The organism is Flavobacterium laiguense, assembly GCF_003097655.1.
Lineage (GTDB): Bacteria > Bacteroidota > Bacteroidia > Flavobacteriales > Flavobacteriaceae > Flavobacterium > Flavobacterium laiguense.
Genome location: NZ_QCZH01000019.1, coordinates 19,415 through 42,884, shown reverse-complemented (window position 1 = coordinate 42,884; position 23,470 = coordinate 19,415). Strand labels below are relative to the sequence as shown.

Below are 23,470 nucleotides of genomic sequence, written 5' to 3'. Positions count from 1 at the left end.
ATGAAAAACAGGGACGGTTACGTATTAAAAAACCCCTCAAACATTTTTGTATGAGGGGTTTTGAATTGTTGGTCAAATGCTTATGACATTTTCTATTGCTATTTTGGTTGTTGTTGCGTTACACAATGTACCATTCCACCATTTTTGTATAGATTTCGAACATCAATACCAACAACTGTTCTGCCAGGATATAAACCAGCAAGAATAGCATTTGCAACAGCATCATTAGCATCATTATAATTGGGTACTAATACACGACTATTGGCTACATAATAATTAGCATAACTTCCTTTAAATCCTAAATCTGTTCCGTTAGTTTCTTTTACATTAGCGGCTGTTAGTGGGATATAGACTTTTGTAAAAACTACATTGTTTACATTAGAGGCGCTATACAACTTATCAATATCAGATTGTGGTACTCCCCAATACAATAAATCCGCTTGATTCATAGTAACCAATTTGTTACCAGGAGCAAATTTTGCAAATCCATCAATGTGTGCATCAGTAATGTCATCTTTACTAAACCAACCATCTAACCAAATAAATTTTTTGGCACCTACATATTTTGTAAAGATGGTATTAGCTTGCGCTACGGTCATCCCTAGATTACGGATAGATTTTATTCCAGTTGGATTAGATTGACTCAATACTGCCGATTTTGTGCTTAAAAAAGTACCTGCTCCATCCAATTCCCAAGATCCGCCTTCTACAGTTATTAAACTATTTAAATCTACTGTAGGAATACCAGTTGCTAAACTAACAGCTGCTGGGACTAAATTGTCTTTTGCAAAATTAAAATCGCCTCCCCAACCATTAAATCCAAAGTCTCCTAATACTAAAGCCCCTTTTGAATCACGAAGAAAAACACCTAAATTGTCTCTAGACCAAACATCATTGGTTGGTGATAAATGAAAAGTTACATTTGTTAAAGGAACATTTGCAGCTGTAAGTAAATCTGTGATTTGTGATTTATGGGTATCATCATAATACACAATATGCACTTTCTCATTTGCTTGTAATGCTTTTGTCATGGCAACCCAAGTAGCATTATTGTCTAACATAAATTCATTTCCGTATTCATTTCCATGTGGCCATTGTAGCCAAGTACCTTCATGTGCTTCTGCCTCATCAGGGAAAGTATAAAGAATTTCGGTTGTAGGTGTAGGAGTTGGTGTAGGTGTTGGAACCGGATTAGGTACTGTTTCTTCAGCTCCACCGCCATCGCAAGACGAAATTAAAATTGCAAGAGTCATTGATAAGATTGCTTTGTTGATCATTTTGTTTTTTATTTTATAATTTATTCGACAAATAGAATAATTATTAGAGTCCAAATGATTTTTTTTCTCCCAATGGATTAATTTTGGGTACAGAAAGTTAGTTTAACTTCTTTTCTAACCTATTTTCTTGCCCAATTTGGTAATGAACTCTCGTTTGTTTAATTTGCTTATTGGAATTTTATGAGTTCCAATAATAGCTTGATTGCCATCAATCAATTCAACCTTACTAAGGTTAACAATGAAGGAACGATGACAACGATAAAATTGTTGGAGTGGAAGTTCCTCTTCCATTGCGGAAAGGGCAATTAAGGTAGTGTAGTTTTTTTTCTCAGTAACAATTTTCACATATTTATGAAGTCCTTCAATGAATAAAATGTCTGTCAAGAGAATTTTAATGTGCTGATGACTGGATTTTATTACTATTGATTTGTCAATGAAAGTAGCTTCAGCAACCTCTTTGTTGTCATTTTCTAAATTCAATAACTCTAATACCTTAGTTACTGCTTTATAAAACCGTTCAAAAGTTATTGGCTTTAATAAATAATCAACAACATTTAATTCATATCCATCCAATGCAAATTCTGAAAAGGCAGTAGTAAAAATTACTTTGGGCGGATTTTGCAATGACTTTAAAAAATCGATTCCTGAAAGATGCTGCATTTGTATGTCCAAAAACAGTAAATCAACTTTATGCGTTTTTAGATATTGATCCGCTTCAATAGCAGAAGAACATTCATGTACTACTTCGAGTTCTGGAATTTGGGAAAGATGTGTGCGTATCAGCATACGAGCTAACACTTCATCATCGACGATCAAACATTTATATATTGTCTTTGTTTCCATAAAAGCTTAGGCTTACTTTATAAATAGAATTGCTATCTTCAATTTTTAATTGATAATTATTTCCAAATAGGTTTTTAAGTTGTGATGCCAAATTCTTCAAACCAATTCCTTCGTTATTTCCTTTAAATTGAAAGGAATTGGCAATGGTAAACTCAATCTTATTATTGGCAGTTCCCAAATCAATATTGACAAATCCATTTTTATTTTCAATAATATCACCATGCTTAAAAACATTTTCAACAAGTGTGATAAACAAAAGTGGCGGAACTTGTTTTACCGAATTGTCATCCGAGACATTAAAATTAATGTTGTTCATTCCTTCAATTTGACGATACTTTTGGATTTGAAGGTATTTGTTGATTATCTCAATTTCTGAAGTAAGAAATGTTTGTTTCCTGTCTCCCTCATAAAGGAAATAACGAAGTATATCGGCTAAAGTGGCAAGCATTTTTGGTGCAGTATCACTTTTTATCAAAGTTAAGGAATAAATATTATTGAGAGCATTAAAAAGAAAATGTGGACTGATTTGTGATTTCAACAACATCATTTCTGTTTGCAATTTTTCGTTTTCCAATTGCAGTCGTAGTTGCTTCTCTGTGAAATATTTATTGAAGAACCAAACAATATAGGAGATGAAAATATAAAGAGAATGGTTTAATAGAAAAGAAATCATAGACATTAGCAAATCATCGTCGTATAAAGTGATGTTTAAACCAGTAAAATAATAGACAGAGAAACCAAGACTCAATAGTATGATTAGCGCTGTTGTATAGGCAATTTTTCCTTTTTTGATTAAAACAAAAGGAAGTAAAACAAATAGATTAATATAAAATTCTGCGCAAAGAATTGTAACTTCAAAAGAGGAGTAAATAATACTTTCTTTGAAACTGTAAAAAGATGCTATGTAATCAAAGACGTATAAGGATATAAACATCCAAAAAAGAAGGTGGTAATAAATTTTATTCATTTGAATTTAAATTTTGGTGCAAAGTAATTAATTTAGAAGTAACATTAATAATATGTTGGAAATTGAAAAAGCTCCACAAAAATAAATTTCGAGGAGCTTCTTATTGTATTGATATTTAAGCCAGTTTTCTTATTTTGGTTGTTGTTGTGTTACACAATGAACCATACCGCCATTCTGGTATAGATTTCTAACATCAATACCTACAAAAAGGGTTTTTCTCAATACCTTTTTATGGGTAAAATACATACTGACTATTTTTTGATAGTTTATTTTTTGATTAGTTTTGTTGTTTTTACTGTTTTATATGTAGTATCGAAACATTTGACAATGTATATTCCTGACAATAAATCTGAAACTGAAATTTTATTTCCATTCGATTTTAAATCTACTGTTTTTACTAATTGCCCATTTCTGTTATATATTTCAACAGTTGAATCATTTGAAACACCTTCTATTGCAATTTCTGAACTCGCAGGATTTGGGTAAACAGTTAAACTAGTTTCTTTTTTTGTTGCAATTGGCTCAGACGATGACATTCTAACAGTACTACTAGCTGTAATGTTTACTGTGTAATCTTCTACTTGTCCATATGAGAAAGTCTCACATGCGGTAGGAATTCCATTGTATTTCATAGCAACTCTCATTCGAGTACTACCTGTAGTAGCTGTTGTTGGAATTGTAATGTTTCCGGTAACGTAGCTTGCTGTAGTTGCAGATTTTGTAAAAACTTTTTCTCCTGCATCTGTAAAATCCCCATCATTATTGTAGTCAATAAATACAGCATACCCTTCTGCATAAGTTCCATAAAACCATTGTGGTGTAATTGTAATAGAATAGCTTGTCCCTTTTGCAATATCGGTTGAAACTGATGTGAAATTTTCGTAGCCTACAGTTGCCGTAGAAAAATTATAAATTGAAGCAAAATCCACATTTGCAATAACTTCTCCAGAAGCATCTGTCCCTTTTGAAGCACAGTAAGCAGTTGTCGTTGCAGCAAGTGTAGTAACATTCACGATATTACTTGCACCCGAAATATTTCCTGCAGCATCTTTTGCTTTTACTGTAAATGAATAAGCAGTAGAAGCTGTTAAACCAGTAACTGAATACGATGTTGTTGTAACAGTTGCTTTTAAAGTGGTTCCTTGATAAACATCGTAAGCTGTAACTCCAATATTATCTGTAGCTGCTGTCCATGCTAAATTTGTAGCTGTAGCAGTAGTTCCAGAAGCAGCCAGATTGGTTGGTGCTGTAGGTGCTTGTGTATCTGTAGCAGCAGTTGTTGTAACACTTACTGCGTTACTTGCTCCAGAAACATTTCCTGCAGCATCTTTTGCTTTTACTGTAAATGAATAGGCAGTAGAAGCTGTAAGTCCTGTAACAGAATACGATGTTGTTGTAACAGTTGCTTTTAACGTTGCTCCTTGGTAAACATCGTAAGCTGTAACTCCAATATTATCTGTAGCTGCTGTCCATGCTAAATTTGTAGCTGTTGCGGTAGTTCCGGCTGCAGCCAAATTGGTTGGTGCCGTTGGCGCTTGTGTGTCACCAACTACTACTCCAGCCATTGGTTGTTGTTGCGTTACACAATGTACCATTCCTCCGTTAGCGTATAGATTTCTACAATCAATTCCCACGACTGTTCTTCCGGGATACAATCCTGCAATGATAGCGTTAGCAATAGCATCATTAGGGTCGTTATAGTTTGGAACTAATACACGATTGTTTGCCACATAATAGTTGGCATAACTTCCTTTGTAACCTAAATCTTTACCGACAGTTGTTTTAACAAAGTTTGCAGTAAGCGGTATGATTACTTTTGTATAAGCAACATTACTTGCATTTGTTGCCGCATATAATTTGTCTATATCCGATTGAGGTGCTCCCCAATACAACAAATCGGCTTGACTCATAGTAACTAATTTGTTACCTGGAGCGAATTTAGCAAATCCGTCAATGTGAGCATCAGTAATATCCGCTGTGCTAAACCAACCGTCTAACCAGATAAATTTTGTTGCCCCTATATTTTGAGTAAGAATAGCTTCGGCCTGTGTTTGAGTCATTCCTAAATTTCTAACAGACTTAATTCCAGCTGGAGTAGTAGGATTTGCTTGACTCAAAATGGAAGTTTTAGTTGCTAGAAAAGTCCCGGCACCATCCAATTCCCACGAACCGCCTTCAATTGTCATTGTGCTGTTTAAGTTCACAACTGGGACGCCTGTAGCGGCACCCATGGCTGTAGGGATTACGTTGCATTTTGCAAAGGCAAAATCTCCTCCCCAACCATTAAATCCCCAATCTTGAAGCACTAATGCGCCAGATGAATTGCGAACAAAAACACCTGCGTTATCTCTGGCCCAAACATCATTGGTTTGTGCTATTTTAAAGGTTACATTGGTTAATGCAACACTATTTGCTGTTAATAAATTGGTTATTCTGGTTTGTTCTGTTGCATTATAAGCAATGATATGCACTTTTTCATTGGCAACTAATGCTTTTGTCATGGCAACCCAAGTAGCATCAGTTGAGTTTGGGAAAGCCGCTCCATATTCATATTGATGTGGCCATTGCAACCAAGTGCCTTCATGTGGTTCTGACTCATCAGGAAAAGTGTACTGAACGGTTTGCGCGTTCAAATTAAAGTTGATTCCCATAAGGAAAACAACTACAGATAAAAATAATTTTGGTTTCATAGGTTTGGGGTTTAATGATTATTCGATAAATAGAATAAATAATACTACCCAAATGATTTTTTTTCTCCCAAATGATTAGTTTTGGGTACAGAAAGTTAGTTTAACTTTTTTTCTAGCCTATTTTCTTACCTAATTTGGCAAGAAACTCTTGTTTATTTAATTTGCTTATTGGAATTTTATGAGTACCAATAATAGCTTGGTTGCCGTCAATCAATTCAACCTTACTAAGGTTAACAATAAAGGAACGATGACAACGATAAAAAAGTTGGTTTGAAAGTTCTTCCTCCATTGCAGAAAGGGGAATTAAGGTAGTGTAGTTTTTTTTCTCCGTAACAATCTTAACATATTTATGAAGACCTTCAATAAATAAAATGTCTGTCAAGAGAATTTTAATGTGTTGATGACTGGATTTTATTACTATTGATTTGTCAATAAAAGTAGCTTCAGCAGCCTCTTTGTTGTCATTTTCTAAATTTAATAATTCTAATGCTTTATGAGCTGCTTTATAAAAACGTTCAAAAGTTATGGGTTTTAATAAGTAATCGACAACATTTAATTCATATCCGTCTAAAGCAAATTCGGAGTAGGCGGTTGTAAAAATTACTTTGGGCGGATTTTCTAATGACTTTAAGAAATCGATTCCTGAAAGATGTTGCATTTGTATGTCCAAAAACAATAAATCAACTTGGTGTGTTTTTAGATATAGATCCGCTTCAATTGCAGAAGAGCATTCCTGTACGACCTCGAGTTCAGGAATTTGTAGTAGGTGTGTGCGTATTAATATACGAGCTAAAGTTTCATCATCGACGATCAAACATTTATATATTGTCTTTGTTTCCATAAAAACGTAGGCTTACTTTATAAATTGAATTGCTGTCTTCAATTTTTAATTGATAATTATTTTTAAATAGGTTTTTAAGCTGCGATTCCAGATTTCTCAATCCAATTCCTTCGTTAGTCACTTTAAATTGAAAGGAATTGGCAATGGTAAACTCAATCTTATTATTGGTAGTTACCAAATCAATGTTGACAAAACCATTTTTATTTTCTGTAATATCTCCATGTTTAAAAGCATTTTCTACAAGTGTGATTAATAGCAGTGGCGGAACCTGTTTTACCGAATTATCATCCGAAACATTAAAAGTGATGTTATCCATTCCTTCAATTTGACGATACTTTTGAATTTGAAGGTATTTATTGATTATCTCAATTTCGGATGTTAGGAATGTTTGTTTTCTACTTCCTTCATAAAGAAAATACCGTAATATATCGGCTAATGTTGCAAGCATTTTTGGTGCATTATCACTTTTTATCAAGGTTAAAGTGTAAATATTGTTGAGTGCATTAAAAAGGAAATGAGGACTTATTTGCGATTTTAATAACATCATTTCTGCTTGCAATTTTTCATTTTCTAATTGCAGTCGCAGTTGTTTTTCGGTAAAATATTTATTGAAAACCCAAACAATATAAGAGATGAAAATATAAAGGGAATGGTTTAACAGAAAAGAAATAATAGACCTTAGTAAATCATCATTGTATAAAGTGATGTTTAAACCAGTAAGATAATAGGCAGAGTAGCTAAGGCTCAATAGCGTGATTAAAGCTGCTGCATAGGCTGTTTTGCCTTTTTTGTTTAAAACAAAAGGAAGTAAAAAACACAGGTTTATATAAAATTCTGAGCAAAGAATGGTTACTTCAAAAGAGGAGTAAATAAGACTTTCTTTGAAATCGTAAAAAGATGATATGTAATCAAATACGTATAAAGAGATAAACATCCAAAAAAGGAGATGGTAGTAAATTTTATTCATTTGACTTTAAATTTTGTGCAAAGTAATTAAATTTGAAATAATACGGTTAGTTATTTCAAATTAGTGCAATAATCCAAATTTCCCGATTGTGTAGACACCAATATTTAGATAAGATTTAAGCCCAGAATATCGCTGATTGATTCGGATTAATTTGTTGAATTCGTGTTTAGCTTTTAAGGCTGATTGTTTTTTTATGTTATACTTATAAGGTGTTCAGGATGTTGAAAGATTTAATTCTTTAAATAAAACTTTAAGCCGTTTCGATTAAAATAGGATTTAAAAAGCAGGAAACTATGATTATAATCATATTCTGATTGTTACTATTTTCTGAAATTTGCCTAAGAAATAATTAAAACAAATCATTATGTACAAATTATCATTTATTGCAGCTGCCCTGTTAATGTTAATTTCTTGTGGAGATAAAAGTAAGTCTACAGAAGATTTTTCAAAAGGTTCTTCTACAGAAGAAGCTACAACAACCGAAGCGGCTGATCCGTCTTCATATGACCCGAACAGAGGGTTAGGAAAACATTCATCTGTAGATTTAGGCGATAAGCTAGATGTGGCTATGGCCAAAAAAGGAGAGGAAATCCAGGCTGTGAAATGTTCTTCTTGTCATAAATTAACAGATGAAAAATTAGTTGGACCAGGATGGAAAGGAGTCACTGAACGTCGTAAACCGGAATGGATTATGAACTTTGTTACCAACCCAGACCCTATGATTGACAAAGATCCAGCGCTTCAAGCACAATTGGAACTTTGTTTAATGCGTATGCCAAATCAATCTTTAAACGATGATGATGCTAGAAATGTATTAGAGTATATGCGTCAAAATGATGGTGTAAAATAGTTTTAGAAAATAAAATAACAACTAACTGAATATACTATGAAAAATAAATTTTTAAAAGGGACTTTAGCCGTTGCTTTAGTTGCTGCTTTTTTTAGTTCTTGTAAACCCAAAGACTCCAATGATGTGGTAAGTGGCGATGCAGCACAAAAAGCGTATGTTGCACCTGGAAAATATGATGAATTCTATAATTTTGTTTCTGGAGGTTTTAGTGGGCAAGTTTCCGTTTATGGCCTTCCAAGTGGAAGATTATTTAGGGTAATTCCTGTTTTCTCTGCCGATCCACAAAGTGGTTACGGATACAATGAAGAAACAAAACCAATGTTAAATACTTCTCACGGTTTTGTGCCATGGGATGATCAACACCACACAGAGCTATCTCAAACCAATGGTGAAGTGGATGGACGTTGGCTTTTTGCCAATGCCAACAATACACCTCGTATTGCACGTGTTGATTTGAAAACGTTTACTACAAAAGAAATTATTGAATTACCAAACAGTGCTGGAAATCACTCTTCCCCATTTATTACGGAGAATACGGAGTATGTAGTAGCAGGAACACGTTTTAGCGTTCCGCCAGACGATGCAAATGGTGATGTGGCAATTAATACATACAAACAAAATTTTAAAGGGTATTTGAGTTTTGTAAAAGTAGGTAAGGAAGGTCAAATGGATATTGCTTTTCAAATTGCAGCTCCGGGTGTTAATTTCGATTTAAGTCATGCTGGTAAAGGGAAATCGCATGGTTGGTTTTTCTTCTCTTGCTATAATACAGAACAAGCCAATACTTTGCTTGAAGTGAATGCTTCTCAAAAAGACAAAGATTTTATTATGGCTGTCAACTGGAAAAAAGCCGAAGAGTACATCAAAGCGGGTAAAGGAAAAAAACAAGCTGTAAAATATGCACACAATACGTATGATGAAAAAACACATACTGCAAAATCTGAAATCAAAACTGAAGTTTTAGTACTTGATTCTAAAGAATTCAAAGATATTTGCTATATGATTCCTTGCCCAAAATCTCCTCATGGCTGTGATGTAGATCCAACAGGGGAGTACATTGTAGGTAGTGGAAAATTAGCCGCGTTAATTCCAGTGTTTAGTTTTGATAAATTACAAAATGCTATTAAAAACAAACAATTTGATGGGGAATATGAAGGAATTCCAGTTATCAAATATGAAGCAGCTTTACATGGTGAAGTTAAAAAACCAGGTTTAGGACCATTGCATACTGAATTTGACGGAAAAGGAAATGCTTATACCACTTTCTTCGTTTCTTCCGAAGTGGTGAAATGGGATATCAAATCATTAAAAGTATTAGATAGAGTCCCTACGTACTATTCTGTTGGACATCTTTGTATTCCTGGTGGAGACAGTAAAAAACCATTTGGAAAATATTTGATCGCTTACAACAAGATCACTAAAGACCGTTATCTACCTACTGGACCAGAATTGACACAAAGTGCCCAAATATTTGATATTAGTGGCGATAAAATGCAATTGATTTTGGATTTTCCAACCATTGGAGAACCACATTACGCTCAAGCTGCACCAGCTGATTTGATTCGAAATAATGGACAGTTAAAATTCCATAAAATCGAGAATAACAATCATCCGTATGTTACAAAAGGAGAAAAAGAATCTAAAGTTGTAAGACAGGGCAATAAAGTTCACGTTTATATGACTTCAATTCGTTCTCACTTTGCACCAGACAATATTGAAGGAATAAAACTGGGTGATGAGGTGTATTTCCACGTTACTAACTTAGAACAGGATTGGGATGTTCCTCACGGATTTGCCATTAAAGGAGCAGATAACGGTGAGCTATTGATTATGCCTGGTGAAACTTGTACTTTAAAATGGGTTCCTAAGAAAACAGGAATAGTTCCTTTTTACTGTACCGACTTCTGTAGTGCTTTGCATCAAGAAATGCAGGGATATGTAAGAGTATCTCCAGCAGGAAGTAAAGTTCCGTTGGCTTTTAGCTTAGGAACAAATTTGCCCGCAGTAAAATAATACATTAAGGTTAAAATTATTATTGAACCATTAAGAAGTTAAGAATTTTAAGTTACTCACAGTCTTAATCTGCTTAATTGCTTAATGGTTCAATTTTTTTATATCACTTTTATATTAAGAAATAAAATATGAAAACTTTAAAATTATCTATATTTTCAAAAGTGATTCTTTTGATAGTGAGTGCATTGTTTTTTGGTTCTTTGTTGTTTCCAATGTGGAGAATTGAACTCGAAGCACCTCAATATCCAGAAGGATTAGTATTACAATTACACGCCAATAAAATAGGTGGAGATGTAGAAATTATCAATGGATTGAATCATTATATCGGTATGAAAACCTTGCATACAGAAGACTTTGTTGAATTTTCAATATTGCCTTATGTATTTGGATTTTTCGGATTGTTTTCCTTGATAATGGTTTTTGTAGCCAAAAGAAAAGGGGTAATTTTACTTTTTATTTCTTTTATGCTTTTTGGTCTTTTGGCAGGTGTGGATTTTTATAGATGGAACTATGAATATGGGCATAATCTAGATCCCAACGCAGCTATTGTTGTGCCGGGAATGGCTTACCAACCACCATTAATAGGTTATAAGCAGCTGTTGAATTTTGGGGCCTACTCCATTCCGGATGTTGGTGGATGGATGATGATTCTTGCTGGGGTTTTACTTTTTGTCATCGTGGTCAAAGAAATTCATTTAATTCGCAGTATCAGAAAACCCAATATAGGATCTGTTTTATTGTTGATGTTATCTTTTTCTGTTTTTTCCTGTACCAATTACAATGCGGTTCCCCTTAAATTGAATAGTGATAATTGCGATTTCTGTAAAATGAGTATTGCCGACGGTAAGTTTGGGGCAGAAGCAATCACCCAAAAAGGGAGAGTCTATAAATTTGATGATATTATGTGCATGGTCAATTACAGTAAAGCTAATCCCGAGACAAAAATCAAGGTGTTTTATGTAAATGATTTTACTAAAGAAAATGTTTTAATTCCTGCCGAGACTGCTTTTTTTCTTTCAGGTGAAATGATTCAAAGTCCTATGAGAGGAGGGATTATCGCATTCTCATCCGAGAAGGAAACTGAAGCATTACAATCAAAATTTAATGCCAAAGTAATACCTTGGGAAGCAGTTATTAAAAAATAATTTAAAGCACATATCAGTTTGTTAAGCGGATAAGTTCTTCATTTAACAAATATAATTTTTCAATCAATACATGAAAAATCTCTTCTATTTAATTCTTCTCTTTTCCTCATTTCTCCAAGCCAATGTAATTGAAGTTGGAGTAAATAAACCCATAAAATCGATAAAAAAAGCCATTGCTTTAGCCAAAGTTGGAGACACAGTTTTGGTCCATAAAGGATTGTATAAAGAAGGAAATATTGTTATCAATAAAAAGATTGTTTTCTTGGGAAAAGACTTTCCAGTATTAGATGGCCAAAAGAAATACGAAGTCCTTTCTGTAAAATCGGATGGCGTAATCGTTGATGGTTTCAAAATAATAAATTCGGGTTATGGAACACTCGAAGATCCCTGCGGAATAAAAGTCTATAATAAAAGTCATGTTACCATTCAGAATAATATCCTGAATGACAATTTCTTTGGGATTTATATTCAGAACGGAACAAACTGCATTGTAAAAAACAATAAAATCAAGGCTTACGGAAAAGAAGAGCAACGCATTGGTAATGGGATTCATTGTTGGAAAAGCGACAGTCTTCAAGTTATTGCCAATACAGTTTCGGGACATCGTGACGGAATTTATTTTGAGTTTGTCACCAATTCTATAATCTGGAGAAATTTTTCGTCTAAAAATATCCGTTACGGTTTACATTTTATGTTTTCTAATGATGATGCTTACATTTCTAATGTTTTTAAAAACAATGGAGCTGGAGTAGCGGTTATGTTTACCAGACGAGTGAAAATGTTTAATAATTATTTTGAGGAAAATTGGGGTGATGCCGCTTATGGATTATTGCTAAAAGAAATCTCGGACAGCTATATCATTGGCAATAAATTTAAGAAAAACACATCGGGAATTCACATGGAAGGAACGAGTAGGATTCTTATTGAAAAAAATATTTTTGAAGCCAACGGCTGGGGGATGAAAATTCAGGCCAGCTGTATGGATAATGAAATCAAGAACAATAATTTTGTTGGAAATACTTTTGATATTAGTACCAACGGGAGTTTAGTCCTCAATACCTTCAATAGTAATTATTGGGATAAATATGAGGGTTATGATTTAGATAAAAACGGGGTGGGAGATGTTCACTATCATCCGTTGAGTTTATTTGCCGTTCTTACGGAAAATAATCCCTCTGCGATGTTGCTTTTTAGAAGTTTCATGATTACGCTTTTGGATAAATCAGAAAAAATATTACCCAGTATTACTCCCGATAATTTTGTGGATAAAACCCCATTAATGCATTCTTTGTCTTTATGATTGAAATAAAAAATATTAGTAAAAAATTTGGAAAGTTAGAAGTTTTAAATGATGTCAACCTAACTTTCAATAGCGGCGAATGTATTGCACTCATTGGCCCAAACGGTTGTGGGAAAACAACCTTGATAAAAAGTGTTTTGGGGATGGTTATCCCGACCAAAGGAGACGTTTTATTTGATCAAAAGTCTGTTTTAGGAAAATATAGATACCGCGAAAACATTGGCTACATGCCACAAATGGGGCGCTACCCAGATTATATGACCATTGGTCAAATTATCGAAATGATGAAGAAAATCAGGAATTCAAACCAGGAATTGGACGAAGATTTGATTAAGAGTTTTGAACTGGAAAAAATATTCGATAAGCCCATGCGAACCCTTTCGGGAGGAACCACCCAAAAGGTAAGTGCCACATTGGCTTTCTTGTTCAACCCGGATGTGTTGATTCTTGATGAGCCTACAGCTGGTTTAGATCCATTGGCCTCCGAGATATTAAAAGAAAAAATAATCAAAGAAAGGGAGAAGGGGAAATTAATTTTGATTACGTCACATTTATTAAGCGAGTTGGACGACATGATTACGCAAATTATTTTTATGCAAGAAGGGAAAGTGCATTTTCATAAAACAATTGACGATTTATTACTTTCTACAAACGAACAAAAAATATCTAAAGCAATTGCTAAAATATTAAAAGAGAAAAAAAATGAATAGAATCATTAAAATTATTCTGTTGGACATTCTTAAGAATAAAATTATCATTGGGTATACATTAATATTGGGGCTGCTCTCCTGGAGTTCCTTTGGTTTAGAAGATAATTCCGCCAAGGGATTACTTACTATTTTAAACGTTATTTTGTTTACGGTGCCTTTGGTTTCGATTCTTTTTGCCACGATATATTTGTATAATAGTTCGGAGTTTATCGAGCTGTTATTGAGTCAGCCCATCAAACGAAAAAAGATTTGGTTGAGCTTGTTTTTTGGTTTGTCACTTTCTATGGTTCTAGCTTTTATTATCGGAGCCGGAATACCGCTTTTGATCTATGCAGCCGATAGTATTGGAATAATGATGCTTATTGTGGGATGCTTGATTTCGGTTGTTTTCGTTGCACTGGCTTTTTTGTGTTCAATTCTCACTAGGGATAAAGCAAAAGGAATAGGTATTGTTATCATGACCTGGCTGTATTTTGCCTTGCTTTTTGACGGAATAGTTTTGTTTTTACTGTTTCAACTTTCGGATTATCCTATAGAAAAAGCAATGGTTTTGATTACCGCATTTAGTCCAATAGATTTAGCGAGAATACAAATTTTGTTACACTTGGATCAATCTGCAATGATGGGGTATACTGGGGCTATTTTTAAAGATTTTTTTGGCACAACTTTGGGGCTGATACTGTCTTTTTCATTGTTGTGTTTGTGGGTCGTTATTCCGTTTTTTATTTCTTTAAGAAAATTTAAATATAAAGATCTTTAGACTTTTATTTCTAATATTAAAAGGAGTTAGTATTTAATGATAATTTTATATGGATGAAATCGCCTTAACCCTGTTTGTTGCAAACACTAATAAAGATCTGGCGATACTATATCTCCAAAATTTAAATATTATCTAATATGAAACCAGATATCAAAAATAGAGCCGATATAGAAAAGTTAGTCAATGTATTTTATGATAAAATAAAAACAGATGCCGAAATTGGTTATTTCTTTACAGAAGTTGCCAGAGTAGATTGGGGAAAACATTTGCCTATAATGTATAATTTCTGGGAAAACATTTTGTTTTCTACTGGAAATTTTGATGGAAATCCGATGCTTAAACACAAAGAATTAAATAAAAAAAGCAAATTAAACCCCACTCATTTTCTACACTGGAATACACTATTTAATGATACTGTTGATGAGTTGTTTGCAGGTGAAAGAGCTACTGAAATCAAGCAAAGGGCAAAGAATATTGCTGCAGTTATGATGACTAAAGCATTAGAGTAGTTGCTTGTAAAAAAGATTTGTAAAAAAAAGCGGTAGTTGTTACAACTACCGCTTTTTTCAATTTAGTGAATTAATAATATTTTATTTAGGCAATAAGACATCTCCAATAACATGGATAATTCCATTTGAAGTTGGTATTGAAGCTACAATTTCGGAACCGTTTACATAGGTTTTATCCCCTTTTTTGGTAATTTTTACTTTACCACCAAAAACCATATCAAATTCTTGACCGTCTTGCATATACTCTATTTTCAAAGTTCCTACATAGGTATGGTATCCCAATATGTTTTCTAAATCTCCTTTTTTCTCAGGTTTTAGCAAGCCATCTACTGTTCCTGCAGGTAACTTATCAAAAGCGGCATTTGTTGGTGCAAATACTGTAAATGGACCTGCATTGCTTAATGCATCTACCAATCCGGCAGCTTTTACGGCCACTACAAGTGTGGTGTGATCCTTACTTCCTGATGCGACCTGTACAATATTTGGGGACGAAGTTTCATCTTTTACTCCAGATTGTCCAGTTCCAGTTGTTTCTGTAGCTTCTGTTGTTTTTGCTGTTTCGGCGTTGGCTTCACTGTTTTGCTTGCAACTTAAGAAGGTCACAAAACTAACAGCCAATAATAATTGAATCGATTTTTTCATAATTATAAGACTTTGGTTTATAGAACAAATAACCAAAATATCTAGCGTTTATTTTATGAGTGAAATCATAAAACCTGACTGTTTTTGACTTTTTTTAATGAATAATAAGTAGTGATTCCTATGCCCGAAAAAAGAATCAAAGCCGTAATAAATAACAGTTCGTTTACATAGGGTATTGGAGTGTAGCTAAAAGAAGCGATTCCCTGAACGGCTAAAATTATTTCATTTAGTAAAACGCCGATTGAAAATAAGATCAAGCCAAATTTTATTTTTTTTGTGATTAAAATCAAATGGCTGGCATAGATATAAAACAGTAAAAACAATGAAATTACAGCCAATAAAACCAAATGCAGATAGGCAATTACAATTGGTCTGAACCCAAATGCCAGCTGGCTGACAGTTGGTAGTGTTGATCCTAATTGCAACGCTAATTTTACACTTAAAGCAAGACCAACAAAAACTAAAATATAACGTAGTGATACCGTATAGTTTTCTAGGAAACCCGTTCTTGTTTTTGTCAAAACACCAAGGAATTTAAACCATATAATTAGCTGTATAAATGCCGCGAGTGTTGTGATGCTGTAAAGCCATAACGGCAGATCTAACCACAATGTAGATAAAAAGTAAGCGGGGATACAGGTAATCGTAAATAAAGAGAAAAAGGTTTCGAAAAAAGGGTGGTCGGATTTTTTTAGATTTAAAAAACCGTAAAATAAACCCATGCAAGCAAAGAAAAACCAGCCGTTATATTGAAAATGAAGGTAAAAGTATACAGAGGAAAGATATATATCCTGAACGATATTTTTACTGATCATCATGTAAACCAAATAAAAGCTTCCCAAAGAGGATAAAACATTGAAAAGTAACGCCGCTTTAAACCATTTTTTTGCCAAATAATCATTGTCCAGTTGTTTTAGGTCTTTTATAAATTGATAACAAAAAATATAACTTACAAAAATGGAGAGTGTAGAAAAAATAATAGACAATAAATCGAATCTGGGTATAATGTAACTAATTAGCAGTCCGTAAGAACAAATTAGATTGGCAATGATTATTGATCTGTATTTATTGCCATTGAAAGAAGTTATTTTAGTTTGAAGATAATGAACCATCAAGGTTATTAAAGTATGACCTATCCAGCCCGAAAAGGCAAAATTGTAATGGGAATGTTGGAGGTTTTTTTGGTCTAAATAAGGGAAATCAAAGCCTATTTTATATCGCATTAAAACACCAAGAAAGGCAACAATACAAAGGTTTAACAAGGAGATTTTAAGCCAGAATTTGACATTTAAGTTCATTTAATAATATATTTTATGATTAATGATCTCTACTTTGTTGCAAGTGTTCATTTTACATAAAACACGAATAACCGTTTCAACTCTCAGACCGGTATGGTTGGCAATTTCTTGACGGGTATATGGAATTATTAGCTTTGCATCTTTGTTTTCGGCATTTTTCTTGTATGAATTTAAAAAAGCAATAATTCTGTGCTCAGGTTTATGGTTGATTATTTCGTTGGAGGATTTAGATTTGGTATATACTTTTTGGGCAAGCAAAAATAAAAATGATTTTTGAACGGAGGGATACTCATCAATAATTTTCAAAAACTTGTCCTTAGATAATTTTATAATGGTACTGTCTTGAGTCGTAACGGCTTTTGATGGGTAGGTTTCATCTATGAATAATGGCGGTTCACCAAATCCATCTCCTTTGCTAAAAAGCCCTTGGGTGAATTCTTTTCCTTCAAGATTTAGATTAAACATTCGGACACTACCCTCAATTATTTGATAATAGAAATTAGCCGTTTCTTCTTCCTCAAAAATCACTTCGTTTTTTTTGTATTTTTTCGCAACTGCTCCCCAAGTAAATAGTAAATCTAAGTCTATTTGCATAAGATTCAAGGTTTAATAAGTGTCTTTTGATTTATATAAAAGCAAAATTATTTAGCGATAAAAATATAAATATACATAATATAATTATATGATTTTTATCATGTTACGATTTTTTTGTGTTTTAAATAATCAGATATTGCTTGTTATTAATTACTTAGCGTTTTTTTAAATACAGATATAGTATTCAATTTTATTGGGCTTTCATATTTTTTTTGATAAATTGAAGTTTTAATTCTGTAGTGGAGAATGGCGAAAGAAATTGTATTTTTGAATACCATTAAAAATTAACCCATGATTTCCGTTCAAGAAGCCTTTTCGATATTACAAAATAACTTGCCCGCTTTGCAAGAAGTAGAATGTCCTCTTTCTCAAGCCAGAAAACATATTTTAGCGCAATCACTTTTTTCGCCCATCAATATGCCGCCTTTTCGGCAATCGGCGATGGATGGTTATGCTTTGTGCTTGCATGATGGATTGACCTATGAAATTGTAGGCGAAATAAAAGCGGGGGATTCGCGCTTAGTCGAATTGCTTCCGGGCCAGGCCGTCAAGATTTTTACGGGAGCTGCCGTACCGGATTCGGCTCAAGCAGTAATTCAAATTGAGAAAGTAGCTGCAAACGGAACGCAATTATTGTTGGATGAATTGGTACTGCCTGAAACCAACGTTAGACCCATTGGCGAACAAATTTCGGCAGGGGATTTGGCACTCGAAAAAGGAACTTTGTTGAACGCCGCCGCTATTGGTTTTTTGGCGGGACTTGGTTTTACAGAAGTTATGGTTTATAAAAAGCCAAAGATCGGAATTGTGGTTACAGGAAATGAGCTATCCAAACCCGGAATGCCTCTAGAATACGGCAAAGTGTACGAAAGTAATGGGATTATGTTGCAATCAGCATTAATTGATGCCTATTATGATGCCGTTAGGCTATATGAAGTCAATGATGATTTTGATAATACTAAAAATAAATTGAAGGAAGCTTTAACTGCCAATAATGTGGTTTTGGTGTCTGGAGGAATCTCTGTTGGCGATTATGATTTTGTGGCGCGTGCTTTGCATGAACTCGAAGTCGAAACCTTATTTTATAAAGTAAACCAAAAACCGGGAAAACCGTTATTTGCAGGGAAGTTACAGGATAAAATGGTTTTTGCGTTGCCTGGGAATCCAGCAGCTTGCCTGACTTGTTTTTATGTGTATGTTTTGCCTACATTGGCGATCTTGTCTGGAGCAAAGGCTAATTATAATCAAGCGGTATTAGTATCGCTGGCGGATGATTATGTCGTAAAAAACACCCGTTGCCAGTTTTTGAAAGCAAATGTTGTTGCTGATGAAGTCAGTGTTTTACCACATCAGGCTTCTTCGATGCTGAATTCTTTTTCGGTTTCCAACGGATTGATTTATTTGCCCGATGGAAATTATGAATTGAAGAAAGGCGACAAAGTGGAGGTGTATTTGTTATAGGGAATGATGGGTTTATTTGTTCTTGACAATTGGAATGGACACGGGCAGCATTTCCTCCTTATATTTTGTAAAAAAAAAGAATAGCCAGAGTCTTCAGCTGAAAAAAAAATAAAATCAGACTATTCCTTTTTTTTAAGATAAGCTTTAAATTAGAATTCATTTTTGTTGATGTAAGGGTAAGTCCAAAGAATTATGGTAAGCGTTACAGCTTTGAACCAAGCCGAGTGCATAGCTTCCACTGTTTCGGCATCATGTCCCTTTTTAGTCAAAAATCCTTTGATCGTTGCGGTAATTGGAAAAATAAATGCTGTCATATAGCGATAGTTGACAATAGGAACAGTGTCAACATCGTCCGTTTTGTTTTTCTTAGTGCTGTGATGTCTCAAAGCAATTTCGTGTTGATAGTTCAGCCAAGTTTGGTCATAAGGCTTATTGCATAAGTCCATAATCCATTGTCCGAACCTTACTCTAACAGCTGTGAGATAATCCATATTAGGCTGACCGTTTTTGGAAAAATAATGAACCAAATGTTCGTTACCACCAACAAAACCATACCAAAGGTCAAGAACCTCATTTGTTTGATCTTTCAATACTTCGCCTGCAAGACGCAAATATTTTTCATCTTCTTCCGTAAACAGTACCGTTTTTTTAAGAAGGTCTAAATCGGCAATGCTTACAGGTGATTGCCCTACTTGCCCGTAGGTGTAACCCTTAATTGGTTCTTCCATTTTTTTGAATTTAATTGGTGAATGATGTTATAAAGTTAGTAAGGAATTCTAATAAAATAACTTTTATAGAGAAAAATTTCGCTTTTATTTGCTGATAATCAGTAGTTAAGACAGAATAGCTCGCGAAGACATGATGTTGGACTTAGGGATACATCTCGGAATCAATCAATGGACGAATGTTCTATAGGTTCATATCCTTATTCTCAATTTCAGAACTTAATGAATCGGAAGGTTTAGGTAAAGGAGCATTAATATTAGCGCTATTTACATTTTTTATTTGTTTCAAGAGTTCCACACAATTATCTACAATTTCCATTGTGGTGCGTTTTATGTATTGGCTTTTTTTAAATTGCATTACATTTTTATCCATGTCTTCGGCTGTCCAGCCACGGCTCCATCCCAAAAAACTAAATGGTGGAAAAGTAAATCCAAGGTCGGTAAAGAAATACATCATTTGTCCTGCCACTTGCTGAATGTTATCTTGTCCGCCTGTTATAATAAAAGAGGCCAGTTTGTTTTTTACTAAAATTCTATTGCTTATTGTAATTTGATTTTGCACACAGTTTAATCGTTCTGCCATTTTATAATACAATGCAGATGCATTTCCCCATCGTATAGGTGTAGCTACAATTACAATATCAGCCCATAGAATCATACTTTCATAAACTTCGGTCATTCCATCATGGGGATTCATTTGGGTAATGCTACAAGGCCAAGTACAAGCATGGCTATGTTGCGAATAATATCCCTCACAATTGCGAAATTCCAGCTCTCGAAGTTTCACCATTTTGATGGCAGCACCATATTTCTCTTGTGCGTAAGTCAAAGATTTCTCTAATGCATCTTCAGAAGTTGAAAAACGTGGTAAATTGGCTGACATGTTGGTTGTACTAATGCCTAAAACATTTAGACTGTTTTCCGAAGTTTGGTATTTTAGTTTCATTAAATCTTCCAGTAAAGGATTGTCATGGTGTGCTTTGTGCGCATTCACTATGGGTTCTTTGCTTATCAATATAAATTCACCTTCGATCTTTACTTCGTACAATGCTTGTTGATCTAAATAACCTGGAGGCGCGCCACCTGTTTCAATATTATATTCCCATCCGTGCCAAGGACAGGTTACATACATACCGTCATATTTGGCTCTTACCACGCCTAAACCCAATGGCCCTGCTTTGTGTAGGCAGGCGTTAGCAATGGCCGAAATTTTTTCATTATAATGAAAAAGGGCTATTTTTTTAGTATCTAAATTAACTACTTTTTGTGAATTGTTAGGCAACTCATCTTTGGTACAAACCTTAATGTAATCCATGTTTAAAGTATTAATCGTTTTATGTTTTTGGGTTGCTTTAAATCAAAATGGAAGTAGGGAATACTAACCAGCTGATTTATGAAATACAATATATTAATGGAGCTTTGATATTCGATGTTTTGGGGTATTTTAAAAAATATACGACACAACTTTCTGTTAATCAGTGAGTTCAAAGATACAAAAAATCCTTAAAGTTTGCCTAAAATCCCCATTTATAGGTAATGGAAATTGTGTTTTAAATTGAAAAATCAAGCATAAAATAAAAATCAAGAGCGAATGGCGATTTTAATTTTTGCAATGTAAAACTACCATAAAGCAGAACGAAGTCGAAGGACGCCTATAGTACCGCCGACCAATTGGTAGATGATTCTGCGGTAAAAATTACCCGTTGTCAGTTTTTGAAAGTGAATATCAGTAATGGAGAAGTGCAAATTTTGACGCATCAAAATTCGTCGATGCTCAACTCTTTCTCTATTGCCAACGGATTGATTAATGTACCCCACGGGCATTATGAATTGAAAAAAGAAGAAAAGGTTAAAGTGTATTTGTTGTGAATACGTATCTTTTTTATGAACTAGTTAAATACTTTTCGTGTCACATGAATGGTATCAAATATTAGGATGTATTAACTTTGAATAGAGCCAATTAACAGAATGCAATCTTTGCTGTCGTTATTTTTTATACTATGTCTAACTGATTCATTCAATATATAAAATTCTCCTTCTTTTCCTGTAAAGTCATCCTCTCCAATACTTATTTCCGGTAAACCTTTCAAAACATAAATATACTCAGTTTTATCTGGGTGGTTGTGAAGAGGATAGGACGAATTTGGTTCGACCTTTATAAGCTTCAAGCCCCCATTTTTCATTTCAATAAGTTGTTTTGATGAAAATCCTTTTATTTTAGTGGTTTCCCAATTTAGTAAATCAGGTTTTATATTGTTTTCCATTTTTTTATATTGTAATTTTTAACTAATTATTGATGTTTTTTGCTTCCATAAAAGTAAACAAACGTATTTGATTTGGGGATAATTATTTTAAATTTATTCTTTCAATGCCTGGATTTTTACTATAAACTCTGCACCATTTATGGTATAGAATAAGGTATTGTTTCTTAGACTGTAATTTGCAAATTGCGTAAGTGTAATGGTGTTTTGAAAAAAGAGATAAGCTGAAAGTATTTTTGTTGCATTTTTTTAAGCTAAAGAAAACCTCTCAAATGTATTTTTAAGAGGTTCATTCTAGTTAGCTAACTGTTGCAATGTGGTGTTTTTGATTGCGTAAAGGACTCCATTTTTAGTGATTGTTTTTGTGGAGTTTGGTTTGTTTCGTAAGTTTTTCAAATAAGTGTTCACTGTCCAGTTTTGATGTTTTACTTAATTCGGCAAATTCTCGTATGGTCAGTGGTGGGTATTTTGCAAATAGACTTATGAAAAAAACTATTCTTCTATTTTTTCGTCTTCTATTATTTCTATCCAAGAAAGGAAAAATTTATATCCTAAGGTTAGGATAACTGCGCCAAGGAATAATCCGATGAAGCCGTTGTAGAGAAAACCTCCGATGGCTCCAAGAAAGATTACAAGCATTGGGGCAGGAGGATTGCCTCTTCCTAAAAAGATGGGTTTTAAGATATTGTCTGAAATCATGGTGATGCCTATCCAAATGGCTAAAATGGTGGCAGTAGTGGTATCGGTGACCGAAAACATATAAATCACCACAGGAATGGCAATGAGACCAACCCCTACTTGTATGGTGGCGAGGATAAGACAAATAATGGTAAAAATACCGGCAAAGGGAACTCCTGCCATAAAGAATCCGGCACCCACCATTAAGGATTGAATTAACGCTACTCCCAAAAATCCTTTTACGACATTGCGAATCGTAGCTACGGTAATCATAGCGTAGTGTTCGCCGTTTTTGCCTATTAATTTGGTGAATATGTTTTTGGAAACGGCAGTTAGTGATTCAGAATACAATAATAACCCCATGGCAATTATGATAGAGGCGATAAATTGCAGGATACCTTTTCCAATCCCGGCTAAGGTGAGCAATAACCATTCTCCAACGACTTTTAGTTGGTCGGAATATTTGAATACGACATTGGAAACGTCTTCGGAGGCACTTTTCCATATATCCAAGATGGGTTTTATTACAGTAGGCCAGTCTTTGGTACTTTCTCCCGGTGGCGGAATCAAGTGTTCTCCTGCTCGGTAAGAGATGTTTAAATTATTGATCTCTTCGTACAAAGATTTGGATACGAGTACGCTGGGAACAACTAAAATGCTGAGTAATACTAAGGCTAAAAAAACAGTGGCCAAAATCTTTTTGCCTCTAAATAATTTCACAACCGATTCGTAGACTGGACTGAAAGCTATGGCAATAACAATCGCCCAAATCAGGATTAAAACAAAGGGTTTCAAGATGTCATAACACCAACCGATTAACAAAAACAGGACTCCGAGTCGGATGATGGTATCTGCTATTTTTTCGAAATTGTAACCGTAGAAATTTGAGTTATTTTGGTCCATTTTTAATTTTTTTAGATGAATAAAAAAGCAAAAATA

At 34.1% G+C, this 23,470-nt stretch carries 23 protein-coding genes; 9 read left to right on the top strand and 14 right to left on the bottom strand.

What is annotated here, in order from left to right; translation table 11 throughout:
* Positions 1-98: 98 nt before the first annotated feature.
* The 7 genes from DB891_RS13915 to DB891_RS13885 all read right to left on the bottom strand — a co-directional run bounded on the left by DB891_RS13915 (position 99) and on the right by DB891_RS13885 (position 7,585).
* Entirely contained in the window at positions 99-1,277 is a 1,179-nt protein-coding gene (locus tag DB891_RS13915) for an agmatine deiminase family protein (protein WP_116764189.1), read from the bottom strand.
* Between the two features lie 114 nt (positions 1,278-1,391).
* Positions 1,392-2,120, bottom strand: a complete 729-nt coding sequence (locus tag DB891_RS13910; RefSeq protein WP_116764188.1) for a LytR/AlgR family response regulator transcription factor — start codon at positions 2,118-2,120, stop codon at positions 1,392-1,394.
* Entirely contained in the window at positions 2,098-3,087 is a 990-nt protein-coding gene (locus DB891_RS13905) for a sensor histidine kinase (RefSeq protein ID WP_116764187.1), read from the bottom strand. Before DB891_RS13905 ends, DB891_RS13910 begins: the two co-directional genes overlap by 23 nt.
* Before the next feature lie 129 nt (positions 3,088-3,216).
* Complete coding sequence (locus tag DB891_RS17930) at positions 3,217-3,333, bottom strand: agmatine deiminase family protein (RefSeq protein WP_317046011.1); 117 nt, start codon at positions 3,331-3,333, stop codon at positions 3,217-3,219.
* Positions 3,334-3,353: 20 nt separating this feature from the next.
* The gene (locus DB891_RS17800; RefSeq protein WP_223256109.1) at positions 3,354-5,777 is read right to left on the bottom strand and encodes an agmatine deiminase family protein; all 2,424 of its coding nucleotides are present in this window, start codon (positions 5,775-5,777) and stop codon (positions 3,354-3,356) included.
* A gap of 112 nt (positions 5,778-5,889) precedes the next feature.
* A complete protein-coding gene (locus tag DB891_RS13890) occupies positions 5,890-6,618 on the bottom strand; it encodes a LytR/AlgR family response regulator transcription factor (protein ID WP_116764186.1) in 729 nt (242 codons plus the stop codon).
* Positions 6,596-7,585 carry a sensor histidine kinase gene (locus tag DB891_RS13885; RefSeq protein ID WP_116764185.1) on the bottom strand — a complete coding sequence of 330 codons (990 nt, stop codon included), beginning with the start codon at positions 7,583-7,585 and terminating at the stop codon, positions 6,596-6,598. The genes DB891_RS13890 and DB891_RS13885 overlap by 23 nt, the downstream gene beginning before the upstream one ends.
* Positions 7,586-7,949: 364 nt before the next feature.
* Between DB891_RS13885 and DB891_RS13880 the strand changes: the two genes are divergently transcribed.
* From DB891_RS13880 to DB891_RS13850, 7 genes are all read left to right on the top strand, one after another.
* Positions 7,950-8,435, top strand: a complete 486-nt coding sequence (locus DB891_RS13880; RefSeq protein WP_116764184.1) for a c-type cytochrome — start codon at positions 7,950-7,952, stop codon at positions 8,433-8,435.
* A 36-nt stretch (positions 8,436-8,471) separates the two neighbouring features.
* Positions 8,472-10,448, top strand: a complete 1,977-nt coding sequence (gene nosZ / locus DB891_RS13875; RefSeq protein ID WP_116764183.1) for a Sec-dependent nitrous-oxide reductase — start codon at positions 8,472-8,474, stop codon at positions 10,446-10,448.
* A 128-nt stretch (positions 10,449-10,576) separates the two neighbouring features.
* Positions 10,577-11,593, top strand: a complete 1,017-nt coding sequence (locus DB891_RS13870; protein ID WP_116764182.1) for a nitrous oxide reductase accessory protein NosL — start codon at positions 10,577-10,579, stop codon at positions 11,591-11,593.
* A 70-nt stretch (positions 11,594-11,663) separates the two neighbouring features.
* Positions 11,664-12,893 carry a nitrous oxide reductase family maturation protein NosD gene (locus DB891_RS13865; protein ID WP_116764181.1) on the top strand — a complete coding sequence of 410 codons (1,230 nt, stop codon included), beginning with the start codon at positions 11,664-11,666 and terminating at the stop codon, positions 12,891-12,893.
* Entirely contained in the window at positions 12,890-13,603 is a 714-nt protein-coding gene (locus DB891_RS13860) for an ABC transporter ATP-binding protein (protein WP_116764180.1), read from the top strand. The genes DB891_RS13865 and DB891_RS13860 overlap by 4 nt, the downstream gene beginning before the upstream one ends.
* A complete protein-coding gene (locus DB891_RS13855; RefSeq protein ID WP_116764179.1) occupies positions 13,596-14,363 on the top strand; it encodes an ABC transporter permease subunit in 768 nt (255 codons plus the stop codon). The genes DB891_RS13860 and DB891_RS13855 overlap by 8 nt, the downstream gene beginning before the upstream one ends.
* 137 nt (positions 14,364-14,500) lie before the next feature.
* Complete coding sequence (locus DB891_RS13850; RefSeq protein WP_116764178.1) at positions 14,501-14,872, top strand: group III truncated hemoglobin; 372 nt, start codon at positions 14,501-14,503, stop codon at positions 14,870-14,872.
* 81 nt (positions 14,873-14,953) lie between these two features.
* Here the strand turns inward: DB891_RS13850 and DB891_RS13845 are convergent, their stop codons facing one another.
* The 3 genes from DB891_RS13845 to DB891_RS13835 form a co-directional block, all read right to left on the bottom strand.
* On the bottom strand, positions 14,954-15,514 hold the full coding sequence (locus tag DB891_RS13845) for a fasciclin domain-containing protein (RefSeq protein ID WP_116764177.1): 561 nt from the start codon (positions 15,512-15,514) through the stop codon (positions 14,954-14,956).
* 65 nt (positions 15,515-15,579) lie between these two features.
* A complete protein-coding gene (locus tag DB891_RS13840) occupies positions 15,580-16,812 on the bottom strand; it encodes a hypothetical protein (RefSeq protein WP_124019521.1) in 1,233 nt (410 codons plus the stop codon).
* Positions 16,813-17,406 carry a Crp/Fnr family transcriptional regulator gene (locus DB891_RS13835; protein ID WP_116764175.1) on the bottom strand — a complete coding sequence of 198 codons (594 nt, stop codon included), beginning with the start codon at positions 17,404-17,406 and terminating at the stop codon, positions 16,813-16,815.
* 291 nt (positions 17,407-17,697) lie between these two features.
* On the opposite strand from DB891_RS13835, the gene DB891_RS13830 reads away from it, so the two are divergent.
* Positions 17,698-18,867 carry a molybdopterin molybdotransferase MoeA gene (locus tag DB891_RS13830; protein WP_116764174.1) on the top strand — a complete coding sequence of 390 codons (1,170 nt, stop codon included), beginning with the start codon at positions 17,698-17,700 and terminating at the stop codon, positions 18,865-18,867.
* A 149-nt stretch (positions 18,868-19,016) separates the two neighbouring features.
* Here DB891_RS13830 and DB891_RS13825 read toward each other — a convergent pair whose 3' ends face one another.
* Positions 19,017-19,595 (bottom strand): protoglobin domain-containing protein, encoded by a 579-nt coding sequence (locus DB891_RS13825; RefSeq protein ID WP_116764173.1) that lies wholly within the window; start codon positions 19,593-19,595, stop codon positions 19,017-19,019.
* Between the two features lie 181 nt (positions 19,596-19,776).
* Positions 19,777-20,907 carry a Rieske 2Fe-2S domain-containing protein gene (locus DB891_RS13820; protein WP_116764172.1) on the bottom strand — a complete coding sequence of 377 codons (1,131 nt, stop codon included), beginning with the start codon at positions 20,905-20,907 and terminating at the stop codon, positions 19,777-19,779.
* A gap of 356 nt (positions 20,908-21,263) precedes the next feature.
* Here DB891_RS13820 and DB891_RS13815 point away from each other — a divergent pair, with 356 nt between their 5' ends.
* Complete coding sequence (locus DB891_RS13815) at positions 21,264-21,461, top strand: hypothetical protein (RefSeq protein ID WP_116764171.1); 198 nt, start codon at positions 21,264-21,266, stop codon at positions 21,459-21,461.
* Between the two features lie 71 nt (positions 21,462-21,532).
* On the opposite strand, the gene DB891_RS13810 is transcribed toward DB891_RS13815, so the two are convergent.
* Together DB891_RS13810 and DB891_RS13805 are read right to left on the bottom strand one after the other, a co-directional pair.
* Positions 21,533-21,856 (bottom strand): cupin domain-containing protein, encoded by a 324-nt coding sequence (locus DB891_RS13810; protein ID WP_116764170.1) that lies wholly within the window; start codon positions 21,854-21,856, stop codon positions 21,533-21,535.
* Between the two features lie 489 nt (positions 21,857-22,345).
* On the bottom strand, positions 22,346-23,434 hold the full coding sequence (locus tag DB891_RS13805) for an AI-2E family transporter (protein WP_116764169.1): 1,089 nt from the start codon (positions 23,432-23,434) through the stop codon (positions 22,346-22,348).
* Between the last annotated feature and the right edge of the window lie 36 nt (positions 23,435-23,470).